The organism is Paenibacillus solanacearum (assembly GCF_910593845.1).
GTDB lineage: Bacteria > Bacillota > Bacilli > Paenibacillales > NBRC-103111 > Paenibacillus_G > Paenibacillus_G solanacearum.
Map to the genome: position 1 here is coordinate 263,154 of NZ_CAJVAS010000004.1, position 24,899 is coordinate 288,052.

The 24,899-nt window shown below is 55.6% G+C and carries 28 protein-coding genes and 1 riboswitch; of the genes, 1 reads left to right on the forward strand and 27 read right to left on the reverse strand.

The genetic code is table 11. From position 1 onward, the window contains the following. Positions 1-48: 48 nt before the first annotated feature. The 19 genes from KXG62_RS07225 to KXG62_RS07320 form a co-directional block, all read right to left on the reverse strand. A complete protein-coding gene (locus tag KXG62_RS07225) occupies positions 49-810 on the reverse strand; it encodes a pseudouridine synthase (RefSeq protein ID WP_218091256.1) in 762 nt (253 codons plus the stop codon). 436 nt (positions 811-1,246) lie between these two features. After that, on the reverse strand, positions 1,247-1,780 hold the full coding sequence (locus KXG62_RS07235) for a spore maturation protein (protein ID WP_218091258.1): 534 nt from the start codon (positions 1,778-1,780) through the stop codon (positions 1,247-1,249). A 7-nt stretch (positions 1,781-1,787) separates the two neighbouring features. Beyond that, on the reverse strand, positions 1,788-2,387 hold the full coding sequence (locus KXG62_RS07240; protein WP_218091259.1) for a nucleoside recognition domain-containing protein: 600 nt from the start codon (positions 2,385-2,387) through the stop codon (positions 1,788-1,790). A 20-nt stretch (positions 2,388-2,407) separates the two neighbouring features. Then, positions 2,408-3,568, reverse strand: a complete 1,161-nt coding sequence (locus KXG62_RS07245; RefSeq protein WP_218091260.1) for a D-alanyl-D-alanine carboxypeptidase family protein — start codon at positions 3,566-3,568, stop codon at positions 2,408-2,410. A gap of 215 nt (positions 3,569-3,783) precedes the next feature. Further along, a complete protein-coding gene (locus KXG62_RS07250; protein ID WP_218091261.1) occupies positions 3,784-4,479 on the reverse strand; it encodes an SOS response-associated peptidase in 696 nt (231 codons plus the stop codon). Positions 4,480-4,491: 12 nt separating this feature from the next. Then, positions 4,492-5,580: an HD-GYP domain-containing protein gene (locus tag KXG62_RS07255; RefSeq protein ID WP_218091262.1), complete on the reverse strand. Its 1,089-nt coding sequence runs from the start codon at positions 5,578-5,580 to the stop codon at positions 4,492-4,494. Positions 5,581-5,730: 150 nt separating this feature from the next. After that, the gene (ytfJ, locus tag KXG62_RS07260) at positions 5,731-6,213 is read right to left on the reverse strand and encodes a GerW family sporulation protein (RefSeq protein WP_218091263.1); all 483 of its coding nucleotides are present in this window, start codon (positions 6,211-6,213) and stop codon (positions 5,731-5,733) included. A 76-nt stretch (positions 6,214-6,289) separates the two neighbouring features. Continuing rightward, positions 6,290-6,979 carry a DUF2953 domain-containing protein gene (locus KXG62_RS07265; RefSeq protein WP_218091264.1) on the reverse strand — a complete coding sequence of 230 codons (690 nt, stop codon included), beginning with the start codon at positions 6,977-6,979 and terminating at the stop codon, positions 6,290-6,292. A gap of 118 nt (positions 6,980-7,097) precedes the next feature. Then, positions 7,098-7,718 (reverse strand): SMC-Scp complex subunit ScpB, encoded by a 621-nt coding sequence (gene scpB, locus KXG62_RS07270; protein WP_218091265.1) that lies wholly within the window; start codon positions 7,716-7,718, stop codon positions 7,098-7,100. Beyond that, the gene (locus KXG62_RS07275) at positions 7,687-8,472 is read right to left on the reverse strand and encodes a segregation and condensation protein A (RefSeq protein ID WP_218091266.1); all 786 of its coding nucleotides are present in this window, start codon (positions 8,470-8,472) and stop codon (positions 7,687-7,689) included. Before KXG62_RS07275 ends, scpB begins: the two co-directional genes overlap by 32 nt. 36 nt (positions 8,473-8,508) lie before the next feature. Further along, the gene (ribH, locus tag KXG62_RS07280; RefSeq protein ID WP_218091267.1) at positions 8,509-8,979 is read right to left on the reverse strand and encodes a 6,7-dimethyl-8-ribityllumazine synthase; all 471 of its coding nucleotides are present in this window, start codon (positions 8,977-8,979) and stop codon (positions 8,509-8,511) included. A gap of 43 nt (positions 8,980-9,022) precedes the next feature. Then, positions 9,023-10,234 (reverse strand): bifunctional 3,4-dihydroxy-2-butanone-4-phosphate synthase/GTP cyclohydrolase II, encoded by a 1,212-nt coding sequence (locus KXG62_RS07285; RefSeq protein WP_218091268.1) that lies wholly within the window; start codon positions 10,232-10,234, stop codon positions 9,023-9,025. Between the two features lie 40 nt (positions 10,235-10,274). Continuing rightward, a complete protein-coding gene (gene ribE, locus KXG62_RS07290; protein WP_218091269.1) occupies positions 10,275-10,943 on the reverse strand; it encodes a riboflavin synthase in 669 nt (222 codons plus the stop codon). A 3-nt stretch (positions 10,944-10,946) separates the two neighbouring features. Continuing rightward, positions 10,947-12,062, reverse strand: coding sequence for a bifunctional diaminohydroxyphosphoribosylaminopyrimidine deaminase/5-amino-6-(5-phosphoribosylamino)uracil reductase RibD (ribD, locus tag KXG62_RS07295; RefSeq protein ID WP_218091363.1), 1,116 nt, complete (start codon positions 12,060-12,062; stop codon positions 10,947-10,949). 307 nt (positions 12,063-12,369) lie between these two features. Further along, positions 12,370-12,538: riboswitch (FMN riboswitch) on the reverse strand. Positions 12,539-12,596: 58 nt separating this feature from the next. After that, a complete protein-coding gene (locus tag KXG62_RS07300) occupies positions 12,597-13,028 on the reverse strand; it encodes a peptidylprolyl isomerase (RefSeq protein ID WP_218091270.1) in 432 nt (143 codons plus the stop codon). A gap of 234 nt (positions 13,029-13,262) precedes the next feature. Next, positions 13,263-14,594 carry a diaminopimelate decarboxylase gene (lysA, locus tag KXG62_RS07305; protein WP_218091271.1) on the reverse strand — a complete coding sequence of 444 codons (1,332 nt, stop codon included), beginning with the start codon at positions 14,592-14,594 and terminating at the stop codon, positions 13,263-13,265. A gap of 121 nt (positions 14,595-14,715) precedes the next feature. Next, positions 14,716-16,551 carry a spore germination protein gene (locus tag KXG62_RS07310; protein ID WP_218091272.1) on the reverse strand — a complete coding sequence of 612 codons (1,836 nt, stop codon included), beginning with the start codon at positions 16,549-16,551 and terminating at the stop codon, positions 14,716-14,718. 28 nt (positions 16,552-16,579) lie between these two features. Further along, positions 16,580-16,975, reverse strand: coding sequence for a stage V sporulation protein AB (locus KXG62_RS07315; RefSeq protein WP_218091364.1), 396 nt, complete (start codon positions 16,973-16,975; stop codon positions 16,580-16,582). 14 nt (positions 16,976-16,989) lie between these two features. After that, positions 16,990-17,655 (reverse strand): stage V sporulation protein AA, encoded by a 666-nt coding sequence (locus KXG62_RS07320; protein ID WP_218091273.1) that lies wholly within the window; start codon positions 17,653-17,655, stop codon positions 16,990-16,992. 183 nt (positions 17,656-17,838) lie between these two features. Here KXG62_RS07320 and KXG62_RS07325 point away from each other — a divergent pair, with 183 nt between their 5' ends. Continuing rightward, positions 17,839-18,054 carry a DUF378 domain-containing protein gene (locus KXG62_RS07325; RefSeq protein ID WP_218091274.1) on the forward strand — a complete coding sequence of 72 codons (216 nt, stop codon included), beginning with the start codon at positions 17,839-17,841 and terminating at the stop codon, positions 18,052-18,054. A gap of 73 nt (positions 18,055-18,127) precedes the next feature. Here the strand turns inward: KXG62_RS07325 and KXG62_RS07330 are convergent, their stop codons facing one another. From KXG62_RS07330 to KXG62_RS07365, 8 genes are all read right to left on the reverse strand, one after another. Then, positions 18,128-19,459: an ABC transporter substrate-binding protein gene (locus tag KXG62_RS07330; protein WP_218091275.1), complete on the reverse strand. Its 1,332-nt coding sequence runs from the start codon at positions 19,457-19,459 to the stop codon at positions 18,128-18,130. Between the two features lie 108 nt (positions 19,460-19,567). Then, positions 19,568-19,789 (reverse strand): hypothetical protein, encoded by a 222-nt coding sequence (locus tag KXG62_RS07335; protein ID WP_218091276.1) that lies wholly within the window; start codon positions 19,787-19,789, stop codon positions 19,568-19,570. A 69-nt stretch (positions 19,790-19,858) separates the two neighbouring features. Further along, positions 19,859-20,614, reverse strand: coding sequence for an RNA polymerase sporulation sigma factor SigF (gene sigF / locus KXG62_RS07340; RefSeq protein ID WP_218091277.1), 756 nt, complete (start codon positions 20,612-20,614; stop codon positions 19,859-19,861). A gap of 12 nt (positions 20,615-20,626) precedes the next feature. Next, positions 20,627-21,073 carry an anti-sigma F factor gene (spoIIAB, locus tag KXG62_RS07345; RefSeq protein WP_218091278.1) on the reverse strand — a complete coding sequence of 149 codons (447 nt, stop codon included), beginning with the start codon at positions 21,071-21,073 and terminating at the stop codon, positions 20,627-20,629. Next, complete coding sequence (spoIIAA, locus tag KXG62_RS07350; protein ID WP_218091279.1) at positions 21,070-21,423, reverse strand: anti-sigma F factor antagonist; 354 nt, start codon at positions 21,421-21,423, stop codon at positions 21,070-21,072. The genes spoIIAB and spoIIAA overlap by 4 nt, the downstream gene beginning before the upstream one ends. A gap of 278 nt (positions 21,424-21,701) precedes the next feature. Beyond that, entirely contained in the window at positions 21,702-22,883 is a 1,182-nt protein-coding gene (locus KXG62_RS07355; RefSeq protein ID WP_218091365.1) for a D-alanyl-D-alanine carboxypeptidase family protein, read from the reverse strand. A 141-nt stretch (positions 22,884-23,024) separates the two neighbouring features. Next, on the reverse strand, positions 23,025-24,359 hold the full coding sequence (locus KXG62_RS07360; protein WP_218091280.1) for a pyrimidine-nucleoside phosphorylase: 1,335 nt from the start codon (positions 24,357-24,359) through the stop codon (positions 23,025-23,027). Between the two features lie 125 nt (positions 24,360-24,484). Then, positions 24,485-24,862 carry a cupredoxin domain-containing protein gene (locus tag KXG62_RS07365; protein WP_218091281.1) on the reverse strand — a complete coding sequence of 126 codons (378 nt, stop codon included), beginning with the start codon at positions 24,860-24,862 and terminating at the stop codon, positions 24,485-24,487. Between the last annotated feature and the right edge of the window lie 37 nt (positions 24,863-24,899).

Below are 24,899 nucleotides of genomic sequence, written 5' to 3' on the forward strand. Positions count from 1 at the left end.
GCTGCGCAGCAGCATCAACTTTATTATAGCGAAAAAATACCGCGTGCATTATTCGCCTTTTTGAATATTATGTGACTCTGCGCTTCCAGCCGACAGCGCTTCCTCGCGCAGCTCGCGCACCTCCTGCGGTGTCAAGTGCCGGTACTTGCCCCGCGGCACGCCCGAAAGCTGGAGCGGACCGAACTGGACGCGCTTCAATTTGATGACCGGATGATGAATGGCGTCGAACATGCGTCTGACTTGCCGGTTGCGGCCTTCGAAGATCGTAATTTTGACGACGGTCTCGTTCGTCTGCGGATCGATATCATGGTACTCCACTTCGGCCGGAGCGGTCATGCCGTCCTCCAGCTTGATCCCGGTGCGCAGCTTGTCCAGCGCCGTTCCGTGCGGAACACCCTTGACCGTGGCCAAGTAGGTGCGCGGCACATGATGCTTCGGATGCGTCAGCAGATGCGCGAATTCGCCGTCGTTCGTCAGCAGCAGCAGCCCTTCCGTATCGTAATCCAGGCGGCCGATCGGATAAATCCGCTCCTTCAAATTTTTGAAAAAGTCGGTTACCGTCTTCCGGCCCTCTGGGTCTTGCGCGCTCGTAATGACACCCTTCGGTTTATTGAACAGCACATACACTTTGGACTCGCGCTTGATCGGACGTCCGTCCACTTTAATGGAATCTTGGGCCGGATCAACCTTAACGCCCAGTACCGTGACCACGCGGTCGTTCACTTCCACCCGCCCGGCCGTAATCAATTCCTCGCATTTGCGTCGGGATGCGATGCCCGCTTCAGCCAATACTTTTTGCAATCGTTCCATAAACGGAATTCACCTCAAGCTAATGATACCTATCCTCGGGTGAAATCACAAGTTGAGACCATGGGAATATAGGTCCCGGGCACGAATTCGAGTGCGGGAATATGTCCTGAGGCTGAAAATCGTTCAAATGGGCAAGACGAAGCACCAGTTTGTTGAGGATGAACATCTGTTCCTTCTGCATAGGGGTCCACTCGTTGCGCGGTTGGGAAAAGTCCCCCTCCAAGCAGATGTGAATGTAAAGCGGGTCGGTTTGTTCGGAAGAAGGGATGATTGCGCCGGATTTGGCGATAAAGAAATCATACCCTTTTCCATTGATGGCATAGCACGCGGAATGATGAACAACGACTCCATAGTACGGCAAGCAGCTCACCTCTTTGGCGAAGGTTTCCTGCTGCAGTATATGTGCCGGGCAAACGGGGGGTGCAGACGAAGCGATTTAGCCGAAGACGAGGTAACAAATGATGATCGAGGCGACGAAGCCGACGGCGTCGGAAATCAGGCCAACCTTCAGCGCATAGCCGGCCTTGCGGATGCCGATGGCGCCGAAATACACCGTAATGACATACAGCGTCGTGTCCGTGCTTCCTTGTATCGTGGAGGCGATGCGCCCGATCATCGAATCGGGACCAAACTGGGAGATGAGGTCGGTCGTGAACGCCAGCGAGCCGGCTCCCGTAATCGGGCGCAGCAGCGCAAGCGGAATGACTTCCGTCGGGACGCCGATCCATTCGCAAAGAGGCTTCAGCCAGCCGATGAACAGTTCCATGGCGCCCGAGGCGCGAAACACGCTGATCGCCACCATCATGCCGACCAAATGCGGGATGATGCGGATCGCCGTATCGAAGCCGTCTTTGGCCCCGTCTACGAACGATTCATAGACGGGGATTTTACGGTAAGCGGCATACAGCGGAATAAAGACGATAATGACCGGAATGGCCCATGCCGATATGATATTGACGAAATTGTACACGGTTCGTTCATCCTTTCCCGGGACCGATCGGCGTGCTTCGCTTGCGGTACCATCTGTCTACGAAGATGGCGGCCAGTGTGGATACGAACGTCGCCAGCAGCGTCGTTCCGACGATGTCGGTCGGACTCGCGGAATTGTAGCTCATGCGAATCGCGATCAGCGTTGTGGGAATAAGTGTAATACTCGCCGTGTTGAGTGCGAGCAGCGTACACATCGCGGGGCTGGCCGCCTCCTTGTGCGGGTTAAGCCGCTGCAGCTCCTGCATCGCTTTGATGCCCATCGGCGTCGCCGCATTGCCAAGACCGAAAATATTGGCGCTCATGTTCGACATAATATAGCCGAGGGCCGGATGATCCTTCGGAACGCCCGGGAATAAAAAGCGGACGATCGGCTGAAGCAGCTTCGCGAGCTTCTGCAGCAGCCCTGCATCTTCGGCGATTCGCATCATGCCGAGCCAGAACACCATAATGCTGATCAATCCGAAGCAGACGGTTACCCCGCTCTTGGCCCCGTCGAAAACAGCCTCCGTAACCAGCTCGATCTTGCCCTGAAAAGCGGCCACGACGAAACCGGCGACGATAAAAAAGAGCCATATGAAGTTCACCATGCGCCATGCCCCCCCTTCGTCTACCCGAGCCGTCCGGTGAACAGGACGCGCACGAGCGATTGCAAGATGTAAAGCCACTTATGCATGCGGCTGCTGCCATAATCGGACTCCGTAAAGGAGAACGACGATTTGTCTTTCATTTGCAGCCTCGGGCTGTCTTTCGGATAAAGCGGCACGCTGCCGACGGCTTTGCCGTTCAGCGCGATCTGCAGCTGTCCCGCTTCGCCGAGCCGGTATCCGGCCGACGCCGGGTCGTTCAGCACCGTTGTGCGGGTAAAGCGGCTGCGCTCCGACTCCAATGCAGCGTACGGGAACGACGCGCCGGCAACGAGCTCCGTTCCTTCGATCGGCTCGCCTTTCTGCACGACGGAATGAAGCGGATAATGTTTGAAGCCGTAGTCCAGCATCCTCGCATGGTCGATCCAATCGTCCCGGTCGTTCAGCGTGACGACGGCGAACTGCTGCCCCCCGCGGGTCGCCGAAGAGATCAGGCAGCGCTTGGCCAGTTTCGTATAGCCGGTCTTCACACCATCGGCGCCTTCATACATCGAGAGCAACTTGTTCTTATTGACCCATGTATAACCCCATGATTCATTCGGGTTCGGCACTTTCTTGACTTTCGTCTTCACAATTTCCTGAAAAACCGGATTTTTGAGCGCATAGGCGGTCAGCTTGGCCATATCGTTGGCTGTGGAATAATGCCCCTCCTCGTCGAGCCCGGACGGATTTTTGAAGCTGGAGTTCGTCATTCCCAGCATGCGCGCCTTCTCGTTCATCAAGTAGGCGAATCCTTCTACGCTGCCCCCTATGTGCTCGGCAATGGTCGTGGCCGCATCGTTGCCCGAGCGCAGCATCATGCCGTACAGCAAATCTTTCAGGTTCATTTCCTCGCCAAGCTTTAAGTAAATGGAAGATCCTTCTTTGCCGAACGCATTTTTACTTACTTTGGCCGTGTCCGACAAGGTCCCGTGATCGATCGCGACAATCGCCGTCATCACCTTGGTCAAGCTTGCGATTCGCATCGGCTTGTCTCCGCTTGTGCTGTATACGATGCGGCCGGAAGCCACATCGATCAATGCGGCCGCCTCGGCGCTCGTCGATATCGCGGGAGCGGCGTACGCGCCGGCAGGCACCATGACCCCTGTCCAAACGAGAAGCAGGGCAAGCAGTAATTTTTTCATGTTCATCCTCCTACAGGCTACAAGGAAAATACAAACCACAAACCAAGACAAGCTCCAACCTATCTTGTACATGTATATGCTTGTCAAGCCGGGTTATGTCCCGCAAGCCGTATAAAGGACGCTATGAAGGAGGAGAGCAGGCATCCCGGATCACGCAAAAAAGCGCACGGCGGTTGCGCAGCCGTGCGCTTCATGAACATGATATCTATTCCACTCTACCGTACTGCAGGTTCGACGCAATCGGGCTCGTCGTACTGTACGCGGCCAACCTTCGGGCTTACCTCGTACATCCGCATCTCGCTTGCAGGGTACGGCGCAAGCAGCGGCATCAGCTCGCGCTCTTCGCGGATGCGCCGGTTGAGCCATGTTCGTACGCCCTCGCGGTCCAGAATCACCGGCATCCGTTCGTGAATGCCGCTGACCAGCTCGTTCGCCGCCGTCGTCAGGATGGTGCATGTATGCAGCTTCTCCCCGTCCGGCGTCATCCATGTATCGTACAGTCCCGCCATCCCGAACAGTCCGCCGTCCTTTAGCGTCATGCGATACGGCTGCTTGACCTCGCCTATGCGGGCCCATTCGTAGAACCCGTCCGCCGGGATGATGCAGCGCTTGGACTTCAGCAGGGTGCGGAACGACGGCTTCTCCGCGGCCGTTTCCGATCTCGCGTTGATCATCCGTGCGGCGGACTTGTCGTCCTTCGCCCAGGAAGGCACCAGTCCCCAGCGCAGCTCGCCAAGCCGGCCCAACGCTTGCTCCGGCGCCGCGCCGTCCAGATCCGAGCCGATGATGGCCGGAATCCATTGACCCGGTGCCGCATTATATCGAGGCGCATACTTGGCCATCCGCCGGTCGAGCATAAAATGCAGCATGAGCTCGTCCCAACTGACGGTAATCGTATACCGTCCGCACATCCTGTCCCCTCCTTACATTTCCAGCACCTTCGTTACAAATACGGTCAGCTTGGTCGACAAATCGACCTCGTACGGCTGGGTCAACTTCTCCCCATCCGGACCGCTCAGCACCCGAACAACCGGACGCTGCGGTGCGGTCGGATTGATGCCGACGACAACGCCGGTTTCTCCGGTGCTGAGCGATACGGACAAGCCAAGCGGATAAATGGCCACGTTGTCGCGAAAGAGCGCCACTTTTTTTTGCTCATACAGCGTTCCTACGCCTGCGAACAGCACTTCCATCGCCTGATGCGGGAGCATGGCGAGCCGGTGCGGGCGATGCGTCGTCATGGCGTCATAGCTGTCCGCGACAGCGATCCATTTGGCGTAATCATGGATTTCCTTGCCCTTGATGCCTCTCGGATATCCGCTGCCGTCTTCCCGCTCATGATGCTGAAACGCGCAATGCGCCGATAACAGCGGCATATTCGGCTCGTCCTTCAACAAGCGGTAACCGATTTCGGCGTGTCTCTTCACTTCCGCGAACTCCTCGGGCGTCAAGCGGCCCTGCTTTTTAATGATGTCCTGGTTAATTTTCGTCTTGCCGATATCATGCAGCAGCGCACCTATGCCAAGCGTCATAATTTCATCCTTGGAGTAACCGTTCACCATGCCGAGCATCGTTGTATAGATGCAAACGTTCAATGAATGCTGGTACAAATAATTGTTCAGCACGTTCATATTCATCAGCATGATCAGCGTCCCCTGCTTATCGCTTAAATCGTCCACGATCATCTTCATCACGTTGCCGAACGCGCGGCCGAGCACAAGCCCCTTGGACAGCTTCGGCCTGCTGTTCACTTCCATAAACTGGCGATAGTGGGTACGAATTTCGGTAAGCGCCCTGAGCCGCGTCTCATCCGATAGCGGGTCTTCTATTTTGACGTCATCCGTCGCTCCGTCCTTAATATAAAGAAAGTCGATCCCGAATTGCATCAAACGGTTTAGCAAGCCTTGCGTCAGTTCCACATTTTCATTGAGAAGAATTACGCCTTCTTCGTTATGAATGCATTTTCCAAGCCGCATACCGGGCGTACAGGATCTAGTTGGCAGCAGCCTCACGCGAACCACGCTCCTATGACATAAGTCCTATATTGTATCTGAAAATAATATTAAGACATCGCAAACGAAAGAGCAATGCATATGTAACATTTGCGCATAAAAAAGCTGCCCCGGACAGAGCAGCGAGTTGGTTATGGCGTGAAGAGACTGTTACACGATAAAGTTCTGATTCTCAATATTATTCGTCACTTGCGTGCCCGAAGCCGAAGGAGCGGCGGTACCGCCATGGATGCCGCCTCTCATCATCGATTGAATTTTATCGACAACCTGAGGTGCGGAATCGATCAAACGCTCGAGCAGATGCGTTTGATTATCGAGCGGCACGATCTTGACGCCGTGCTTGCCCACTACAAGGAACGCGATCGGCGTAATGGAGACCCCACCGCCGCTCCCGCCGCCAAACGGCATTTGTACATGCGCGTTCATAGCGTCATTGCGGCTGTTAGCCGGATGATCCTCGGAGACAAACTCGCTGCCGCCTGCCGCGAAGCCGAAACCTACTTTGCTGATCGGCATAATGACGCTGCCGTCCGGTGTTTCGACTGGATCGCCAACGATCGTATTGACGTCGACCATTTCTTTTATATTCTCCATGGCCGTCTTCATTAAACCTTGAATCGGATGATCTGACATCGCTTTAGCCCTCCTATGATCATGGTATTAAAGGCGTTACCCATTCGTTAGGCTTCCCCCGCCCCGCTTCCGCTATTCAGGCGGCGCGCTTGGCCGAGCGCATCAATATGTCACGCCACGTTTTCCAGCCGTCCTTGACTTTGACGATGCGGGTCAGCAGCAAGATTCCCGCCTTCATAACGACGGCGAACCGTACATAAGCCTCCACCACCGCTTCCATTTCGAATCGCATCTGGTTAAAGTACGGCATGACCTGCAGCTTCGGCTCTGTCTCCAGCCGTACGTACCGGAAAACATAGCCGAGCAGCGACGTTTTGAGTCCCCACAGCGTGCCTACGGAGATGGCCGTATGGGGCGCGTCGTCCAGCCCGATGGACGTCTTCCACACAAGCCGGTCGCAATGCACATGCGTCAGCGCCGCCTTCAGCCATTCGTGAAAATGAAAGCAGTGCTGAAGCAACTGCTGGACATCGTGAAAAGCGCTTTTTATTTTGTCGATCGTAATGCGCTTGCGCTGATCGCCGAGCAAATGGCCCGCGTTGGCATTCACCTGCTCCGTCTTCAGTTCAAGCCCTTCCTTCATTCCCTTGAACTCAAACACCGGCATCGAATAACGAAAGCGAATGCATCCGAACAGCGCGCTGACATCGACGATCAGGTCGTCGTTCGTATCCTGCCGGTTGAACGAAGCGCGTATGCGCACCTTGCTCATTAAAATCACGATCAGCAGCAGGCCCAATCCGCCCGCAATCCACAGCCACATCATCGCAAATGAACACCCTCCCGCGCCGCAATCGGCAAACGCAAAAAACTTCCAAGTTCGGGAAGCTTGCAGCTTCGTTTCCTTGGAAGTTAGTATGGCCGCGATTCGCCGGATCATGCGTCTACGGCTCGATCTCGCCGGAAGCGGGGATGTCCTCGAAGGTCATCTGCTTGCCGTCCAGCTTCTCGAACAGCAGCCTCGTCTCCTCTTCGAGATTATCGTCATTCTCAAATAACGACGTCTCCGGCAAATCTTGAATCGAGGCAAGCGCGAAGTAATCCAAAAACGCTTTGGTCGTGCCGTATAAGATAGGCCGTCCGGGCGCATCCGCCCGGTCTACCTCATGAATCAAATCTTTGGCGACCAGCGTCTGGAGCGCACGTTCCGACTTGACGCCGCGAATCTCTTCGATATCGACGCGCGTAATCGGCTGTCGGTACGCTACGATGGCGAGCGTCTCCAGCGCGGCTTGCGACAGCGAAGCGCGGGAAGGCGAATGCGCCAGCTTCTCGAAATAGGGCGCATGCTCGGGGACGGTCGCCAGCTGGAATGTTCCGGCCAGTTCGACAATCTGGATCCCTCGCTTCTGGCGTTTCAGATCGCTCTGCAAATCAAGCACGAGCTCGGCCGTAAACTTGGGGTCCTGTTCCAGCACTTCAGCCAGCTGCTTGGCGTTCAGTCCTTCGTCACCCGCCACGAACAGCAAGCCTTCAATAACTGATTTCATTTGCCCAAAATCCATTGGCCGTTCCTTCCTCTCTTGCTTCGATCACAATATCGTCAAACAGCTTATGCTGAAAGCAAACGATGCGCTTGACCTTCATAAGCTCCAGCATCGCCAAAAACGTAACGACGATGGAATCTTTTGTCACTTCGGCGTCCAGCAGCTTGGAAAACATCATCCGTCCGCCGCTCCGTTCCAGCGCATCGACGACTTCCGCCATCCGATCTTTGACCGAAATTTCATCCTTGCGGATTTTCGCGATCGTATTGCGGCTCTGCATGCGGCGCATCGCTTTGCGAAACGCGCGCACGAGATCGGAGATGTGAAGCCCTTTGACCGGATTATCGGGAACCGTCGGCACATAAGGCGTCAAATCTTCCGGCTCGCGCGTGAAGATAAGGCTGCGCTCCACTTCCTTGTCCCGCAAATGCTCCGCGATCGCCTTATATTTGCGGTATTCGATCAGCTTGGCCACAAGCTCGGCCCGCGGATCGAAGTCTTCATCCATCATGTAATCGTCGTAATCGAGCTCCAGCACCGGCGGCTTCGGCAACAGCATATGGCTCTTGATAGAGAGCAGCGTTGCGGCCATCACCAAAAACTCGCTCGTGACTTCGAGTTCCAGCTCCTGCATGGCATCGAGATATTCCATGTATTGGTCGGTAATTTCTTTGATCGGAATGTCGTAAATGTCGACTTCCGCCTGATCGATTAAGTGCAGCAGCAAATCAAGGGGGCCCTCAAAGGTATCCAGTTTGACTGTGACTTTCACGTTCCGCTTGTTCCCCCTTAATGTTCATGAAGCTGCCTATTTCGAAAATTGCTTGGACAGATTCGCCATCTCGATCGCCGTGACAGCCGCTTCCCATCCTTTGTTGCCCGCTTTTGTGCCGGCGCGCTCGACGGCTTGCTCGATCGAGTCGGTCGTCAATACGCCGAAGATGGTCGGCACGCCGGTTTTCAGCCCGATCGCCGCTACGCCTTTGGCCGCTTCGTTGCAAACATAGTCGAAATGTGGCGTAGAACCGCGAATGACGGCGCCGAGCGTAATGACCGCGTCATAACGTCCGCTCTCGGCCATTTTTTGCGCGATCAGCGGGATTTCGAATGCGCCGGGAACCCAGGCAATCTCCACTTCGTCGTCCTGGACGCCGTGGCGTTTCAAGGCGTCCTCCGCGCCGCCAAGCAGCTTATGTGTAATAAATTCATTAAAACGGCCTACCACGATGCCGTATTTTAATCCTTGCGATACCAAATGTCCTTCGTATACTTTCGCCATTTGAACTCTACATCCTTCCGGTTTGTCGAATTTTTTTGCAAGCTTACTTATTGAACTCGAGCAAATGCCCCAGTTTCATCTGTTTCGTATGAAGATAGTCGGTGTTGTCCTCATTCTCTTCCATCTGAATCGGGACCCGTTCGACCACTTCCAGCCCGTAGCCTTCAAGGCCGCGGATTTTGCGCGGGTTGTTCGTCAACAGCCGTATTTTGCGAACGCCTACGTCCTTGAGGATTTGCGCGCCGATGCCGTATTCTCTCAGGTCGGGGGCGAAGCCGAGCTTCAGGTTCGCATCAACCGTATCCAGCCCCTGCTCCTGCAGTTTATAGGCTTTCAGCTTGTTGATCAAGCCAATGCCGCGGCCTTCCTGCCGCATATACAGTAACACACCGGAGCCCGCTTCGTCGATCTGTTTCAGCGCCGCGGCCAGCTGCGGTCCGCAGTCGCAGCGGTGCGAATGAAACACGTCGCCGGTCAAGCATTCGGAGTGAACGCGAACGAGCGTCGGACGGTCGCTGTCGATTTTGCCCTTGACAAGCGCGACATGCTCCTTCTGGTCGACCACGTTCGTGTAAGCGATCGCCTGGAACATGCCATAGTCTGTCGGCATCCGCACCTCGACTTCGCGCTGGACGAGCTTCTCTTTATGGTTGCGGTACTCGATCAAGTCGCGAATCGTGATGATTTTCAATCCGTGCTTCTCGCTGATCTGCATCAAGTCCGGTACCCGCGCCATTTCCCCGTCTTCCTTGATCACTTCGCAAATGACGGCGGCCGGATAGGAGCCGCACATCCGGGCCAAGTCGACCGACGCTTCGGTATGGCCGGCGCGGCGCAATACGCCACCTCGCTTGGCAATCAGCGGGAATATATGTCCCGGGCGGCGGAAGCTGTGGGGCTTCGTCTTCGCATCGATCATCGATTGGATCGTGAACGAGCGCTCCGCGGCGGAAATACCGGTCGTCGTCTCTACGTGATCGATGGAAACCGTAAAGGCGGTGCCGTGATAGTCGGTATTGCGCGCGACCATCGGGGGCAAATCGAGCTCCTGCGCCCGCTCCTCGGTAATCGGCACGCAGACGAGGCCGCGGCCTTCCTTGATCATGAAATTGATCACTTCCGGCGTCGCTTTCTCCGCCAACGCCACAAAATCGCCTTCGTTCTCGCGGTCTTCGTCGTCCACGACAATGACGACTTTCCCCAGGATCAGGTCGTAGATCGCTTCTTCAATCGAATGAAATTTCAAATCGGACATCTCTGCTCACTCCTTCTCTATATCGTGAAGCGCCTTGCGCTTACATAAAGCCGTGATCCGCCAAAAACGACGCCGTCAGCCGGCCGGAACTGCGCGCGGCCGCGCTGCCGGCACCCGTTCCGTGCGTGAGCAGCCGCTCGATATATTTGCCGAGCACGTCACACTCGAGATTAATCTCGTCGCCTTGCTTTTTATGCTGCAGCACCGTTTCGGCGAGCGTGTGCGGAATGATCGACACGGTAAACGTGGTTTCGGTTACGCCGACGACGGTGAGACTGATGCCGTCGATCGTAATGGAGCCGTGCGGAATGACGTATTTGAGTATGTCCGTCTCGCGCGGTGCGATCCGGAACACAACAGCGTTCTCCTCCGGCGTCCGGCTCTCGATGATGCCGGTGGCGTCGACATGCCCTTGCACGATATGACCGCCAAACCGGCCGTTCGCCGCCATCGCGCGCTCCAGATTGACCGGTGCGCCGACGGAAAGCCGCGACAAGTTCGTGCGCCGGAACGTCTCCGGCATCACGTCGACCGTAAACGACTGATTGTCGAAGGCGATAACGGTCAGGCATACGCCGTTCACCGAGATGCTGTCGCCAAGCTTCACGTCCGACAATACGGTGCGGGCGCCGATCGTCAGCACCATCGCCTGGCCTTGCCTGTCGATGCGGCGCATCGCGCCTATTTCCTCGATTATGCCGGTAAACATCGGCTACTGCACCTCCCTTTCATACCGGGGGTACCCGGTGATGCACACATCGTCGCCGACCTGCTCGACGCTGAACCGCTCCAGCCGGATCGCGTCCTGCATCGCGCCGAAGCCGGCGAAATCGAAATTGCCGGGAGCCAGCGCCCCCCCGCCGATAATGCGCGGCGCGTAGAACAGCACCAGCTTATCGGCCAGGCGCTGCTCCAGCAAGGCGCCGCTCAGCTTGCCGCCGCCTTCGACGAGCAGCGAGCCGATCTCGCGCTCGCCGAGCCGGTCCAGCGCGGCGTCGAGGTCGACAACCGGCCCCGGGCCGCAGTCGACCACTTCGACGCCGAGCGCTTCGAGCTCGCGGCGGCGCGCCTCCGGCGCCCTCTCGGTCGTCAAGACGACCGTAGGCGCCGCCCCGTCCCGCACGAGCTGGGCGCTCGGCGGCAGCCGCAGCGTCGAGTCGACGACGACGCGGATCGGGTTCAGACCCGGCACTTCCAGCCGGGTCGTGAGCGCCGGATCATCGGCCAGCACAGTGCCGATGCCGACCATGATCGCCTGGTGGCGGTGGCGCATAGCGTGGACCCGGGCGCGCGAGGCGCCTCCGGTAATCCACTTGCTGTCGCCCGTCTTCGCGGCGATCTTGCCGTCCAGCGTGCTGGCGGACTTCACGGTGACGAAGGGCCGGCGGGTGGTAATGAACTTGTTGAATGCTTCATTCAACAAGTTCGCTTCCCGCTCGAGCAGCCCGCTCGTCACCTCGATGCCGTGCGCGCGCAGCCGGTCCAGCCCGCTCCCCGCGACGAGCGGATTCGGGTCCGTCGCCGCGACGACAATCCGCTTCACGCCTTCGCGGATGAGCCGGTCGCTGCAAGGCGGCGTACGGCCGTGGTGACTGCACGGCTCCAGCGTGACGTACGCCGTGCTGCCTTCGGCTTCGCGGCCGGCCATCTGCAGCGCGTGAATTTCCGCGTGCGCTTCGCCGCGCTTCAGGTGCGCGCCCATCCCTACGATGCGCCCATCCTTGACCAGCACGCAGCCGACGACGGGATTGATTCCCGTCTGACCGGCCGCCGCGGATGCGAGCTGCAGCGCGAGCCGCATGTAATATTCGTCGTTTAACGGCTCCATGCCCATTCGTCCTTTCTCCTCGGTTGTATGCAAAAAAGCCCCTTTTCGAATAATCAAAAAGGGGCTTGGCGAATGCTTCCGGAAAATGCGCGGGAATGACTTCATTTGTTCCCGGTCCTTCATGCGGACTTGAATAAGCCTGTATATGCATATACCCGCATAAGAAACCGAACCGTCGGCCGCCGTCAAACTGCAAGCCAAGGAATGCATCCGCATTCGGCTGACCTGCTGAATTGGACAAACGTACCCCGGTCGGTCCGATATGTGAAATTAAGCACATATGAGGACGCGAACAAAACGTTTCCCGCTTTCCCTTCTCCCATCCAGACTATACTGTCGGTCTCGGAGTTACACCGAGTCCACCGGCGGCTGCGAGTCGCATCGCTTCTCGCAGCCGCACGGGTCACGGACTGATCCGGCAGCATGCTGCCGGAATCACCGCCGGTAGGGAATTTCACCCTGCCCCGAAGGTTTAGCTTTTATTGTAAAACAGTATAACGCGTGTTTCCTGCTTTGTCTATAGCTGCCCGTAAATCAAACTTCTTTTACTTCTACCGTTTCCATTTTGTCGCGGCCTTTGAATGTATCGATATGCTCCATGCCTTTGACTACTTTGCCGAATACGGTATGCTGGCCGTCCAGATGCGGCTGCGGCGCATAGCAGATGTAGAACTGGCTGCCGCCGGTATTGCGCCCTGCGTGAGCCATAGCGAGTGTGCCGCGCTCATGCTTGTTCGGGTTGATTTCGCAGTTGATCGTGTAGCCCGGACCGCCGGTGCCTGTCCCTTGAGGGCAGCCGCCTTGAGCTACGAAGCCCGGAATCACGCGGTGAAACACCAGACCGTTATAAAATCCGGAATTGGCGAGCTTCTCGAAGTTCGCAACCGTATTCGGCGCATCCTTGTCGAACAGATCAAGCACGACTTCGTTGCCGTCGGCCAGTTTGATAAACGCTTGCTTTGCCATAAGTATGTACGCTCCTTTAACTACCTCGGTTGTCGTTAACCACATTATTTTACTATGAATCCATTGGATATACAAATAGCGTCCGCAATCCCGCAGCGGACCGAAGGTGACAAGTTCGTTCGCAGGCTACACCAAAGAACCCTCTGCACACGCAGAGGGTTCCTAGCGGCATCCGTTGTCGCGCAGTCGCATGAACGCCGAACCGCCGTATAACGGCCTTACGCCTTAACTAACTTATACCGTTCGGCTGACCTGTTTCATCCGTTCCGGCACGATGTCGTTGCCTGCAATATCTTCGAACGATTCGCGCTTCACGACGATATCCGCCTGGCCGTTCTGTACGAACACGACGGCAGGACGGCGAATCCGGTTGTAGTTGCTTGCCATCGCGTAGTTATACGCGCCTGTGCTGGCAATGGCAAGCAGGTCGCCGGTTTGCACCTTCGGCAGGCGCACGTCCCATATGAGCATGTCGCCGCTTTCGCAGCATTTGCCCGCGATCGAGACGAGCTCGTCGGCCGGTTCACCGCCGCGGTTGGCCAGCATCGCTTCATATACCGCCTCGTAAAGCGCAGGACGCGGGTTGTCGGTCATCCCGCCGTCCACCGATACGTATTTGCGGACACCCGGAATATCCTTGTGCGTGCCGACCGTATACAGTGTCGTGCCCGCTTCGCCGACAATGCTGCGCCCCGGTTCCGTCCAAATCTCCGGAAGCGCGTAGCCGGCACGGCTGAAATTCGCAATTAGCGTATCGGTAATCGCCTTTACATATTCGGACACCGGAAGCGGCGTATCGCCTTCCACATAGCGAATGCCGAAGCCGCCGCCCAAATTGATGACCGGAAACACGACACTCAGCTCGTCTCGTACTTTGATCGCGAATTCCGTGACTTTGTCGACGGCCATCTTGAAGCCGGCCGTTTCGAAAATTTGCGAGCCGATGTGCGAGTGGACGCCGAGCAGCTCGATCTGCGGCAGTGCAGCCGCTTGCTTCACCGCTTCGAACGCGGCGCCGTTCTCCAAATCGAAGCCGAACTTCGAGTCGGTCTGGCCTGTCGAGATGTACTCATGCGTATGCGCTTCTACGCCGGGCGTAATGCGCAGCAGCACCTTGACCTTTTGCCGCTTTTCTTCGGCGATGGCATGCAGCATGCCAAGTTCGACGAAGTTGTCGACGACGAAGCAGCCGATTTTGGCATTGATGGCCATCTCGATTTCCTGCGGTGTCTTGTTGTTGCCGTGAAAATGAATCCGTTCCGGCGGGAACCCGGCTTGCAGCGCCGTGTACAGCTCGCCGTCGGATACGACGTCAAGCGACAGCCCTTCTTCTTCCACGAGCCGGCACATCGCCATGACGCAAAACGCCTTGCTCGCATAGGCTACTTGAAACTTCAAGCCTGAAGCGCGGAACGCTTCGACGTATTCGCGGCATCGCTGGCGAATCAAAGCTTCGTCCATTATATATAAAGGGGTTCCGAACTGTGCAGCCAGCTCCGTCGTATCGCAGCTCCCGATCTCCAGATGCCCCTTCTTGTTGATTGTGCTGGTTCCGTGTAAGTACATCGTCTGTTATCGCCTCTTCCTGAAAGACATTACAATTAAGGTACCATACAACCGCATCAACTGACAACAGCAAAAAGAACCGCGGCAGCCCATTTGCTGCCGCGGTTCTCGGGAGTCCGCTTTACTGCGGCTGCCGCGTGGAATCGGTCGTCTTGGTCAGGCTCATCCGCCGTGTCATCGACAAGAACGGGCGCCGTACGAGCAGATCGTACATCGCCTTGGCGTTAAACGGAATGAACGGCCACATATACGGCGTATTATAAGCGCGCTGCAAAGTCAGAAACACAAGCCACACCGTGCATCCGATGACGAAGCCCGGCACTTTGAAAACGGCGGCGGCAACGAGCAGAAGAAGCCTGGTGATCCGGTTCGCCAAGCTCAGCTCATAGCTCGGCGTGGCAAATGTGCCTACGGCCGCCACGGAAAGGTACAAAATGACCTCGTTGACGAACAAGCCACTCTTCACGGCGATATCTCCGATCAAGATCGCGGCGACCAGCCCCATCGCCGTTGCCAGCGGCGTCGGTGTGTGGACAGCGGCCATCCGCATCAGATCGATGCCCAGCTCCGCGATCAGAAATTGTCCGAGCAGCGGAATTTGCGCCGTCTTCTGCGGCCCGAGGAAATCGAGCGCCGCCGGCTTGAGGCCGGGCGTGCTGACGATCAGAAACCATAGCGGCAGCAAAAAAAGGGACGACGCGATTCCGATATACCGGACCCAGCGCAAGTACGATCCGACCAGCGGCGTTTGCCTATACTCCTCCGCATGCTGTACATGGTGGAAGAACGTCGTCGGCAAAATCATCACCGACGGCGACGTATCGACGAATACAATCATGTGGCCTTCCAACAGATGCGCGGAGACGACGTCCGGCCGCTCGGAATAACGTACCATCGGGTAAGGGTTCCAGCCCTTGCCCATGATCGACTCCTCCAGCTGCTTCTCCGCAAGCGGCACGCCATCGACCTTCACTTGATTGATCTTGTCTCTTACGGCTTCAACCAAGTTCAAGTCACATATATCCTTGATATACGCAATACATACATCCGTCTGCGTCCTCGCGCCGACCTGCATAATTTCCAGTGTCAGCTTCGGGTCGCGGATTCTGCGGCGCACTAGCGTTACGTTGGTCAGCAGCGTCTCCACGAAGCCGTCGCGCGAGCCGCGGACGACCCGTTCCAGATCGGGCTCTTCGGTCGAACGGACGGGAAACGCCTTGGCATCGACGAGAACAGCTTCTTCCACGCCTTCGAAGAAGAAGGCGGTTCCCCCCATCGCGACATTGTCGATGACTTCTTTCAGTTTCTTCGTCCGTTTGACCTGGATATGCGGGATCAGCGCTTCGTCGAACAGATCGATGACGCCGCCATGCAATGCGCTGGCATCCTGCTTCCCTTTTCCGTTATCCGATGCGCCATGACGCTCGTCCTGATTACGTCCGCTTCCGTCTTGATGCTTAGCCGTTCGCGCATGCCCTCGATCTTCTTCAGACGCCTGATCCGGGCTGTGCTCCCCGCCCGCGTAGGAGAGCCGGGCCAATATTTCGGTCAGTACGGCGTCTTTGGCAAAACCGTTGTAATAAAATATGCCCGTCTTCTGGCCGCCAAATACCATCTCGCGAAACACGACGTCGAAGCTTTGATTCAGACCGACCACGTTTTCAAGCGCCTGCTTCAATCGGTCGAAGTCCTCCGGTATGGCGGTATGCTGATCCAATTTTATGCCTGTCGATGGTTTGCTCGCTTGTTTATTTGCCCGGCGCGGCTTCGACGGCTGTTCAGGCGCATCGCCACCCGGCTCCTCCGCCATCTTGGCTTGCTGGGGTTTGCTCTGCTCCCCGATAATGTTGCCCTCGGCGTCGATTATAAGCGCCATCGCCGTCTCTTTGTCCCGATCCGGCTGCGGCGAACCCGTGCGGACTTTGACGAGCTTGGCCCGTTTCATCTGCTTGTACATCTTGATCCTTCCTCCTGTCTTGTGATCTTCAACCGAGTACGCCCAGCCAATCGATGATGGAGCCGATCACTTTGCCGAATATCATCGACATCAGCAGCCAGATCATGTAAGTCTCCATCCCGATTCGCTTCGCCAAGATCGGCAGGACGTTTATGACTTCTGTCAGCGCGGCTGCGAGCATGCCGACGAAGCATCCGGCGAATGCGCCGAATAGTGCGGCCGACATCGGAAACAAGGCGTAATGCCAGTCGAAGAAATCGGTAAAAGTGAAAAACAAGGAGCCCAGCACCACGGCGCCTTCATAATAACGAATACATCCGTAGGACTTGGTCGTCTGGGCAAGCCTCGGAATGACGTCGAGCACGACGAGAAATGCGACCATGCCGCTCCCCACCGCAAGCCCGCCGCCGATCCCGATGATCATCAGCAGACATCCGCTTACGATTTCCACGGCTTCGCCTCCTCGCTTTCGCGTTCGGCTTTTTCGTGAATTTTGCCGTATTCTTCGGTGATGACGTAATGGTTCACGTTCTCCTGATACATGAACATTTCGACTTCCAGCGGGCTCGGCTCCTCGTTGAATTTTTTTTTGAACAAATGATTGAAGAAGATGATCATCCCGACGCCAATGCCGATCGAATACGGGATTTGCAGCAGCAGCGGCCGCTCCGTCTCTCTTCCCGTCAGCAGCCGGTATATGCGCCTGTGCACTTCCGCCATGCTGACATCCGCATGAAAATTCATGATCGCCAGCCCCGATCCGATAAACAGCAAAATGCACACCATCGTAATGAGCAGCAGCTTCAGCTTCGGAGGCTTCGGCGAGTCGTACACTTCGACCAGAATATGCGGTTCTCCGTAATGCTCGATCTCCAGCTCCGGGTACTTCTCCTTAACCTTCCGGACAATCATCATCATGTCGATCAGGGCTAAATTGCCGTCATGGCGTTCCGGCCGGAACAGCACGAGCCGTTTCAGCCCTTCCTCGTAATCCGGGTCCGCGAGAAGCTGGGCAATATCGCCGAGCATGACGCTTTCGCCTTTGCGTACCCGCATTCTTTTGCGTAAACGTAGATACAGGGTCGGGATCGATGCTCGCGACATGTAACCGAATCCTCCCTTGCAATGCATTTATTCCGTAGTATGGGTAAATTGTATCGTTCGATACGACGGCTGCGTCTGGCAAAAAATACTCCGCGCCGCATGCATAATTCAGCCGATTCCAGTAAAACGTATAATCAAGAAGAACCAACAAATACCTATATCATCACAAGGAAGGTGTCAAGCATGGCGAAAACGGCTTTAACGCTTGTTATCATTGGGGCACTGAACTGGCTGCTTGTGGGATTGTTCGAATGGGATTTGGTTTCGGCGCTGCTCGGCGGAGACGTACACCGCGAATCCTCCGGCCTCAGCCGCATCGTGTACACGCTGGTTGGATTAGCGGGGCTTTACTGCATCGGCTTCCTGTTCCGGGACGATGTTCGCAGAGCCGCGAGGTAATATACTTCATTTTCACGCAAAAAGATCGCTTTCTCTGCCGACGGCAAGGATAGCGATCTTTTGTTTTGACGTCTTATTTTTTGGCCGCGGCCGCCGTTTCAAGCTCCTGAATTTTTTTGTTGGCCCGCTCAGCAGCTTCTCTGAGCAGCGTATTCGTATCTTTTTTGTTGACGATCGCATCGCGAAGACCTGTATTTATCTCACCGCTGGCCGTAGAGGTATATTTGCTGTAAGCGCCCAGGGGTGAATAATTGTTTGGTTGAAGCGCTTTCACATTTTTGCCTTTATACAGGGAACTTTCCGTACCGAACTGCGCTCTGATCGTTTTATTCGCGAGTGCAGTAAGTAACTTTCCTTCCTTAATAGGTTTCATTTGAAATTCTTCGCTAGTCAAATACGCGATGACTTCGAACGCGTCATCTCTTTTCTGGGACTGTGAAGTGATATAGAAGTTTATCGGGTATGGCTGAGGTCCAGCTTGAGGCTTATCTTTGTATACAGGGAAGGAGGCAATATCGAAATTCATGTCTTGGACTTCCTTCTCATTGTGAAGCGCGGTTGTGGCTATGAACATTGCTATATTTCGGTTTTTGAAAAAACGGTTTCTTTCCGCCGATTCAGATAGATCGCCGGTCTTGAATACTTCAAAGCCGGGAAGCCTATAGAAACGGATCAAGTTGTCGACGAACGTCTTCCAGCGGTCGTCCTTATCGAAGGTAGCGGTTTTGTCCGGACCGACCAGCGGGATGGACATTTGGTTCATCGTGGCCAGATGACCGTACGAGGAAGCCAGACCGTAATACTGCGTGCCGCCGTCGTTACGAGTCATTTTCTTGCTGAGCTCGAACAACTCATCCCACGTCATGTCATCCTTCGGATACGGAACACCGAACTTGTCAAATAAATCTTTATTGTAATAGATAGCTGACGGTGGAACGTATACCGGCAGACCATAGATGCCTTTTCCGTCTGCCATTTTGCGCGCCGCATCCACCATCGTCGGTTCCAAGCGGTTTAAGTCATAATTGAACTTTTTAATTTCCGGACTGATGTCGGATTCCAGCCCCAAATCCAAGAGATGAGCCTGCGAAGCCCCAATCGAAGCAAAGAGGATGTCAATTGTTTGCCCGGATGTAATGAGTTCTTGCGTTTTTCCTGAGTTAATGAATTTGATGGTGATATGTGGGAATTTCTTTTGAATCGGTTCGCCGAATGTCTTAAAAAAATCCTCCTCGGGCCAGTCCGCTGGAAACGGAAAATACACTACGAGTTCGACAGGATCTTTTTTCACGTTGCTGCCTTCACCACTTTTACTTGGTGTGTTTTGCGTGGAGCATCCGGTGATGAGGAGAGTAGTCACGAGCATGAGTGATACCGTATAACGGTACGCTTTTTTGCCGTTCATCTAATATAACCCCTCCGATTCAATTGTCAAATATCGTTCACAATTCGTATTATCTCACGTTATGCACACGCTTTCAATACAAATTTTGGATACTTTTTTGCTCATTTTCTACTCTCGGAGCGCTTCCTTAAGCCGGCTCGACATCCGGTCCGGTATACCGGAATTCCGCTGGGCTTGCAGCTTAGCCAGCTCGCGTCGCATGCGATCCGCGCTCTCCTTGAGCTGTTCCAAACTGCGAAGCAGTTCGCCGTCCGTGCGTCCGGTTTCTTCAAAGAGCCGTTCCAGCCCTTCTTTTAGCGTTTCGTACGATGCTTGATATGAGTTACTCATGTGTGTTCTCCCCCGGCTGTGCCATTATGTTTCTATACATACTAACACAAAAAAAGAAGACCAGCACAGCTATTGAGCTATCTGGTCTTTGATCGATTGCAATATTTTCTTCTCCAATCGGGATACCTGCACTTGTGAGATACCGAGCCGCACTGCCACTTCCGACTGCGTCTGATCGCGGAAATAGCGGAGATACACGATAAGACGTTCCCGCTCGCTGAGCGTGCCGATCGCTTCGTTCAGCGCCAGCTTGTCAAACCATTTATCCTGACCTTCGTCGGATATTTGATCCATCAGCGTAATCGGGTCCCCGTCATTTTCAAACACGGTCTCATGAATGGAAGAGAGCGGCTTGTTCGCCTCCTGCGCGAATACGACGTCCTCCGGCGAAATCCCCAGCTCTTCGGCCACTTCCTTGATCGTCGGCAGACGGCCGTTGCGCTTGGACAGCTCGTCCTTCGTCTTCCGGATTTTATTCGCCAGTTCTTTCAAAGAACGGCTCACTTTCAGCGTCCCGTCATCGCGCAAGAAGCGCTGGATTTCGCCGATGATCATCGGCACCGCATAGGTTGAAAATTTCACATCATACGAGAGATCAAATTTATCCACCGATTTCAGCAAGCCGATACAGCCGATTTGAAACAGATCCTCCGCCTCATATCCGCGGTTCAGAAAACGCTGGACCACCGACCAGACCAAACGGATATTGCAGCTCACAAGCCTTTCCCGGGCGAGCTGATCGCCGGATTGGCTTAGCGCGATGAGTCTCTTGACCTCAGAATCGTCCAAATAGCCGTGCGACGCGTGTTTCAAATCCACATCCATCTGATCAGACCCCTAATTGAACAAAGCTTTTTTCGATTCGATTCGCTTCTTCATCCGAATGGTGGTTCCGGTCCCTACAATGGTTGTAACCTCGATTTCATCCATGAAATTTTCCATAATCGTAAAGCCCATCCCCGATCGCTCCAGCTCCGGCTTGGAGGTGTAGAGCGGCGTCTTGGCCAGCTCCAGGTCGTCGATGCCGGCACCGCGGTCCTCGACCGAAAGGAATACGGTATCCCCGTCAATCTCGGCGGAAATGGTGACGATCCCGTCCGGTCGGTTATCGTATCCGTGAATGATCGAGTTGGTCACGGCTTCGGACACGACGGTCTTGATGTCGGTCAGCTCGTCCAGCGTCGGATCGAGCTGGGAGACGAAGGCGGCGACGGTCACCCGGGCGAACGCCTCATTCTCGGAACGGCTGGCAAATTGAAGGGTCATAAAATTTCGTTCGCTCATGATACGACCTCCAGACTGTGAAGCGCTTGTCTTTCGTTTTCTTGGATGGACAAAATCTTGAACAGCCCTGACATTTCGAACAGCCGGTATACGGCGGGATTGACGTTGCAGACGACCATTTTACCGCCTTTGGCCGTAATCAGCTTGTAGCGTCCAAGAATGACGCCCAGCCCTGAGCTGTCCATGAACGACAAATCTTTCAAGCTTAAAATGATATGGCTGCTGTTCCCCCGCATGATCGCCTCTTCCATCCGGGTTTTTACCGACTCGGCTGTATGATGGTCCAGCTCGCCCTTAAGCCGTACGATCAACGCTTTGCGGTAATGCTCCAATTCGATTTGTAAACTCAAAGCTGTTCACTCCTTCCACATTGCAACTGTTACTCTCGCGTTAGCCAGAGAGTCAGTTGTCAATCCCATTGCAACTGCTACTCTCACGCTAGCTAAAGAGTCAGTTGTCAATTTCACGTACACTCATTTCTACAGCCGGGAAACCTTTTCCTGCCCCCCGACAAAACTAGAAGAAATGCGCTACAAATAGAAGAAATGCGACACTTTGCGCAGATGCACGGGGACCCCGAAAGATACTCGATCTTCGGGGTCTGGCTGTCTGATTCTACGTTGTCCCTTTAGTCAAAGAAAAACATCTTCTTGGCAGTCCGCTTCGTCAACGTCCACCAGCCGGCTTTTTTCACGTCGACCGGCGATTCCAGCGCGAACTCGGTCAATATTTCGTTGCCTTTATACACAACGATTTTGCCGATCGGCTGCCCGACCGTGACGGGCGCCTTCAAATTCGGATCGAGCTGTACCTCGTGGCGGATTCCTTCGCCAGCCTCGCCTTTTTTCAGCAGCAAGCTATAGGAATGCTTGGCCGTCAGCGGCACAAGCGGCTGCTCGCCTTTTCCGATCTTCATTTCGCCCAGCGCGTCGCCCTTTTTGTAAATCGGGAGATTCGTATATTGCGAGAAAGCGTAATCGAACATTTTAGACACTTCCGCATTGCGCGTTTTCGTATCCGGTTCGCCCATGACGACCGAGATGACGCGGAAATTATCGCGCTTCGCCGTGGCAGATAAGCAAAACTTCGCTTCGCTCGTATAGCCTGTCTTCAGTCCGTCCGCACCCGTATAGAAACGCACCAGCTTATTCGTGTTGACAAGCCAGAACGGCTTCGGCGTATCTTTGCGGAGATAGTCCTGGTACGCACCCGTAAACTGCGTAATTTCCTCATGCTTGAGCAGTTCCTTGGACATCAGCGCAATGTCGTAAGCGGAGGAGTAGTGCTGGTCCGCCGGGAGCCCGTTCGGGTTGGCAAAATGCGTATTTTTCATCCCTAGCTGCGCGGCGCGCTCGTTCATCATACGGACGAACGCTTCTTCGGACCCGGCGATTTTTTCGGCCATGGCGACGGAAGCGTCATTGCCGGAAGCCATCGCAATGCCTTTCAGCATATCCTGAACGGTCATTTCTTCGCCCGGTTCCAGAAAAATTTGCGACCCGCCCATGGATGCGGCGTATTCGCTGGTACGCACTTTTTCGTCGAGCTTGATTTTGCCTTGGTCGAGCGACTCCATGATCAGCAGCATCGTCATAACTTTCGTAATGCTGGCCGGCGGAAGCTTGGCGTCCTTGTTTTTCTCGAAAATAACGGTTCCGGTATCTGCGTCGATCAGAACCGCCGAAGCCGCACTCGGCGTGATATCCACCGGTGCCGCCGGAGCTTTCGCTTCCTCGGCGTATGCAGCCGGAAGCGCGAAAAGCAGGAATAGCTGCGCTGTCATTGCGACTTTCAACATTTTGCTAAACATCACCTTGTTCTACCCCTCCTGATGGATTTGTAAGAAAGTTCTGGTAATCAGTGTTGACCTTTTTGGAGGTAAATATTCTTGACCCTGCAAAAACAAAAAACCGCAGCGGCCCTGAAAGGGGCTTCTGCGGCATACCAAAGGTCAGTTATAGTATTGCACGCCAGCACGTGTGACAACGGCGTAGACGAGCTTCGGCTTCTCCACCGGCTCCGGACGGATCGTAAAAGCCGATGCGGCTCGTTCGGTCATGTGCCGGACCGTGTCCGGGTCGTCGCCGCTCATGTACAGCTCGGCGATCGTCTCGCCTTCGCGCACTTCATCGCCGACCCGCTTCGTCAGCTTTAATCCGACGGCCAGATCGATCCGGTCGTCTTTGGTTGCGCGTCCGGCGCCGAGCAGCATCGCTGTCAGCCCGAGCGACTCAGCGTCAATGCCGGCAACGCAGCCGCCCGCCGTGGCCTGCACCGCGAAACGGCAGCGCGCCTGCGGCAGCCGCTGCGTATCGTCGACGACGCCGGCGTCCCCGCCCTGCGCGGCGATCATCTGCCGCAGCTTCTCCAGGGCGGCGCCGCTCGCCAGCAGCGCCTTCACTTGGCGCTTGCCCTCGGCCACGTCCGCCGCCTTGCCTCCGAGCACGACCATATGGGCGGCAAGCTCCAGGCAGAGCTCCGTCAGTTCGGCCGGACCGCTGCCGCGAAGCGTCTCGATCGCCTCGAGCACTTCCAGCGCATTGCCGATCGAAGGCCCCAAGGGCTCATCCATATTGGTGATGACCGCGATCGTTTCGCGGCCTACTTCGGAGCCGATCGCTACCATCGCTTCCGCCAGCTCCACGGCCGCCTCCAGCGACTTCATGAACGCGCCGCGGCCCGTCTTAACGTCGAGTACGATCGCGTCGGCGCCGGAGGCGATCTTCTTGCTCATAATGGAGCTGGCGATCAGCGGCACCGATTCGACGGTCGCCGTGACGTCGCGCAAGCCGTACAGCTTCTTGTCGGCCGGCGTCATATTGCCGGACTGCCCGACAACGGCGAGCCCGATCGCTCTCACCTGCTCCAAAAACTGCTCCTTCGTCCGCTCCGTCCGGAAGCCCGGGATCGCCTCCAGCTTATCGATCGTGCCGCCGGTATGCCCCAGACCCCGGCCGGACATTTTGGCAACCGGTATGCCGGCAGCCGCAACGAGCGGCGCCAAAATGAGCGTTGTCGTATCGCCGACGCCGCCTGTGCTGTGCTTGTCGACCTTGACGCCCGGGATCGAGCTCAGGTCGGCCTGGTCGCCGGAGCGGGCCATCGCCAGCGTGAGATCGGCCGTTTCCCGCGCCGTCATGCCGTTGAAATAGACGGCCATCGCCCATGCCGACATTTGGTAATCGGGAATGGAGCCGTTCGTATAGCCGTTAACCAAAAATGCGATTTCTTCCGGGCTCAGCTGCCCTCCGTCGCGTTTTTTATGTATGATGTCTACTGTTCTCATCTCATGCGCTCCCTCGCTTTCGGAATGCCGGTTGCACCGATACCAAGTATTATATGCGCCGTGCGGCAAAAAGAAAAGAAAGCCTCCGGGGCGACCCGGAAGCTTTCCTCTTGCACATCGTCAGTTTATTGGACAATCAATTTCGTTTTCATTTCCGCGTGACCCGGTCCGCATGGAAGTGCACAGTGCACTTCGTACGTGCCCGGCTTGTCGAACGTAAATTCCACCGACTTCGTATTGTTGTCCAGTTTCACGCCAAGACCCACAATTTCAAGCGCGTGCAGACCTTCCTTGTTTTGCAAGGAAACCGTCATTTTCTCGCCGGCTTTTACCGTATATTCCGGTTTATCGAATTGATAGTTCGTCGCAACGAACTTCAGTGTCGGTCCGGCAGCCGCCTCATGAGCCATCTCCGCTTGACGAGCCGCGATGTTTTGGAACAAAACGCCCGTGCCGAGGAGACAAGCGATGATGAACAGTGAAAACATGATCCACTTTTGCATAGGTAATCCCCCCTTACTGTTTAGCCGTGAAGACGCA

What these genes read in the sequence shown, in the direction of transcription:
- KXG62_RS07355 (WP_218091365.1), bottom strand. Translation starts at nt 22,883, where the DNA reads ATGTTTAGCAAAATGTTGAAAGTCGCAATGACAGCGCAGCTATTCCTG.
- ribH (WP_218091267.1), bottom strand. Translation starts at nt 8,979, where the DNA reads ATGGCGAAAGTATACGAAGGACATTTGGTATCGCAAGGATTAAAATAC.
- KXG62_RS07300 (WP_218091270.1), bottom strand. Translation starts at nt 13,028, where the DNA reads ATGGCAAAGCAAGCGTTTATCAAACTGGCCGACGGCAACGAAGTCGTG.
- KXG62_RS07245 (WP_218091260.1), bottom strand. Translation starts at nt 3,568, where the DNA reads ATGAAAAAATTACTGCTTGCCCTGCTTCTCGTTTGGACAGGGGTCATG.
- KXG62_RS07240 (WP_218091259.1), bottom strand. Translation starts at nt 2,387, where the DNA reads ATGGTGAACTTCATATGGCTCTTTTTTATCGTCGCCGGTTTCGTCGTG.
- KXG62_RS07315 (WP_218091364.1), bottom strand. Translation starts at nt 16,975, where the DNA reads ATGATCATCGGGATCGGCGGCGGGCTTGCGGTGGGGAGCGGCATGGTC.
- KXG62_RS07325 (WP_218091274.1), top strand. Translation starts at nt 17,839, where the DNA reads ATGGCGAAAACGGCTTTAACGCTTGTTATCATTGGGGCACTGAACTGG.
- KXG62_RS07265 (WP_218091264.1), bottom strand. Translation starts at nt 6,979, where the DNA reads ATGATGTGGCTGTGGATTGCGGGCGGATTGGGCCTGCTGCTGATCGTG.
- ribE (WP_218091269.1), bottom strand. Translation starts at nt 10,943, where the DNA reads ATGTTTACCGGCATAATCGAGGAAATAGGCGCGATGCGCCGCATCGAC.
- KXG62_RS07320 (WP_218091273.1), bottom strand. Translation starts at nt 17,655, where the DNA reads ATGTCGCGAGCATCGATCCCGACCCTGTATCTACGTTTACGCAAAAGA.
- KXG62_RS07335 (WP_218091276.1), bottom strand. Translation starts at nt 19,789, where the DNA reads ATGAGTAACTCATATCAAGCATCGTACGAAACGCTAAAAGAAGGGCTG.
- KXG62_RS07250 (WP_218091261.1), bottom strand. Translation starts at nt 4,479, where the DNA reads ATGTGCGGACGGTATACGATTACCGTCAGTTGGGACGAGCTCATGCTG.
- KXG62_RS07360 (WP_218091280.1), bottom strand. Translation starts at nt 24,359, where the DNA reads ATGAGAACAGTAGACATCATACATAAAAAACGCGACGGAGGGCAGCTG.
- ribD (WP_218091363.1), bottom strand. Translation starts at nt 12,062, where the DNA reads ATGGAGCCGTTAAACGACGAATATTACATGCGGCTCGCGCTGCAGCTC.
- KXG62_RS07365 (WP_218091281.1), bottom strand. Translation starts at nt 24,862, where the DNA reads ATGCAAAAGTGGATCATGTTTTCACTGTTCATCATCGCTTGTCTCCTC.
- KXG62_RS07225 (WP_218091256.1), bottom strand. Translation starts at nt 810, where the DNA reads ATGGAACGATTGCAAAAAGTATTGGCTGAAGCGGGCATCGCATCCCGA.
- spoIIAB (WP_218091278.1), bottom strand. Translation starts at nt 21,073, where the DNA reads ATGAGCGAACGAAATTTTATGACCCTTCAATTTGCCAGCCGTTCCGAG.
- KXG62_RS07330 (WP_218091275.1), bottom strand. Translation starts at nt 19,459, where the DNA reads ATGAACGGCAAAAAAGCGTACCGTTATACGGTATCACTCATGCTCGTG.
- lysA (WP_218091271.1), bottom strand. Translation starts at nt 14,594, where the DNA reads ATGTACTTACACGGAACCAGCACAATCAACAAGAAGGGGCATCTGGAG.
- KXG62_RS07310 (WP_218091272.1), bottom strand. Translation starts at nt 16,551, where the DNA reads ATGTACAAGCAGATGAAACGGGCCAAGCTCGTCAAAGTCCGCACGGGT.
- sigF (WP_218091277.1), bottom strand. Translation starts at nt 20,614, where the DNA reads ATGGATGTGGATTTGAAACACGCGTCGCACGGCTATTTGGACGATTCT.
- KXG62_RS07285 (WP_218091268.1), bottom strand. Translation starts at nt 10,234, where the DNA reads ATGTCCGATTTGAAATTTCATTCGATTGAAGAAGCGATCTACGACCTG.
- scpB (WP_218091265.1), bottom strand. Translation starts at nt 7,718, where the DNA reads ATGGATTTTGGGCAAATGAAATCAGTTATTGAAGGCTTGCTGTTCGTG.
- ytfJ (WP_218091263.1), bottom strand. Translation starts at nt 6,213, where the DNA reads ATGTCAGATCATCCGATTCAAGGTTTAATGAAGACGGCCATGGAGAAT.